Raw genomic sequence first — 1543 nt, 5'->3', positions numbered from 1 at the left:
TCGGATCATCCAATCTCTGGCTGACGGAACCTATGCTCCGAATCCTGTTCGCCGCGAGTACATCCAGAAAAAGCAGAACAGCACAAAAAAACGTCCTCTTGGAATTCCTACCTTTACGGACAAGCTGGTGCAGGAAGTATTGAGAATGATATTGGAATCGGTCTACGAGCCAATCTTCTCAAACAATTCTCACGGCTTTCGTCCCAACAGGAGCTGCCACACTGCGCTGAAATCTTTGAAAAGAGAATTTTCAGGTGTGTCGTGGTTTATTGAGGGCGATATTAAAGGCTGTTTCGATAACATTGACCACCAAGTTTTAGCAAACGTCATAAACGCCAAGATTAAAGATGCTCGGCTGATTCAGCTCATCTGGAAATTCCTGAAAGCCGGTTATATGGAGGACTGGCAATACCATGCTACCTACTCCGGCTGTCCGCAGGGCGGCATCGTTTCGCCCATACTCGCAAATATCTACCTGAATGAGCTGGACAAGTTCGTGGGGAAGACCGCCAAAGAGTTCTATAAAAGCAGGGACAGGCACCATACTCCGGAATACGATAAGGTCACATGGCAGATAAAAAAGGCTCAAAAACAGCTGAAAATTGCAACAGGTCAGAAAAAAACAGCTCTGTTGCAGAAAATCGCTCAATTAAAAGCGGTCATGCATAAAACGCCCTGTATGTCCAAAACGGATAAAGTCATCAAATACATCCGTTACGCCGATGATTTCATTCTTGGCGTGAAGGGCGATAAAGCGGACTGTGAGCGTATCAAGAGACAACTGTCCGACTTCATCAGCCAAACCCTGAAAATGGAACTTTCAGAGCAAAAGACGCTCATTACGCACAGCAATCAGTATGCAAGATTTTTGGGTTATGACATCCGCGTGAGAAGAGACCAGAAACTAAAGCCGCACGGAAACCACGTTTCCCGCACGCTCAACGGGTCTGTTGAGCTGTGCATTCCGTTTGCGGACAAAATTATGCCTTTCCTGTTTGGGAAGTCGGTCGTAAGGCAACTACGCGACGGAACAATAGAGCCTATCGCAAGAAAATATATCTTTCGGTGTACGGATTTGGAGATTGTATCAACATACAACTCTGAACTGCGCGGTATTTGCAACTATTACAGCATAGCCAGCAATTTCAACAAGCTTCAGTATTTTGAATATTTGATGGAATACAGCTGCCTGAAAACTTTGGCTGGAAAGCATGAAAGCACCAGCAGAAAAATAATCCGCAAATACCGTGACGGAAACGGCGGGTGGGGTGTGCCCTACCAAACAAAAGCAGGCATGAAGCGCCGCAGTTTCGCAAGGTTTATGGACTGCAAAAATACAGACCTTTGGACAGATAAAATCATAGACTTTGCAATCGCACACGTCGGTTCCAGAACGTCATTTGACGACAGGCTGTCCGCCCGTGTGTGTGAGCTGTGCGGAAAAACCAATGTACCGCTGGAAATACACCATGTAAATAAGGTGAAGAACCTCAAAGGAAAACAACTGTGGGAGCTTGCGATGATAGCGAAAAAGCGTAAAACG

1 protein-coding gene is annotated in these 1543 nt (G+C 45.9%); it reads left to right on the top strand.

What is annotated here, in order from left to right:
* Nucleotides 1-1543, top strand: a 1543-nt coding sequence (locus tag ACQRD3_RS13485; RefSeq protein ID WP_427781734.1) for a reverse transcriptase domain-containing protein, incomplete at both ends; no start/stop codon positions are given.

It is taken from the genome of Candidatus Pseudoscillospira sp. SGI.172 (assembly GCF_050313575.1).
In the GTDB taxonomy this organism is placed as follows: domain Bacteria; phylum Bacillota; class Clostridia; order Oscillospirales; family Oscillospiraceae; genus Vermiculatibacterium.
Note: the sequence above shows the minus strand (reverse complement) of the source record. Positions and strands in the feature narration are given on the sequence as shown.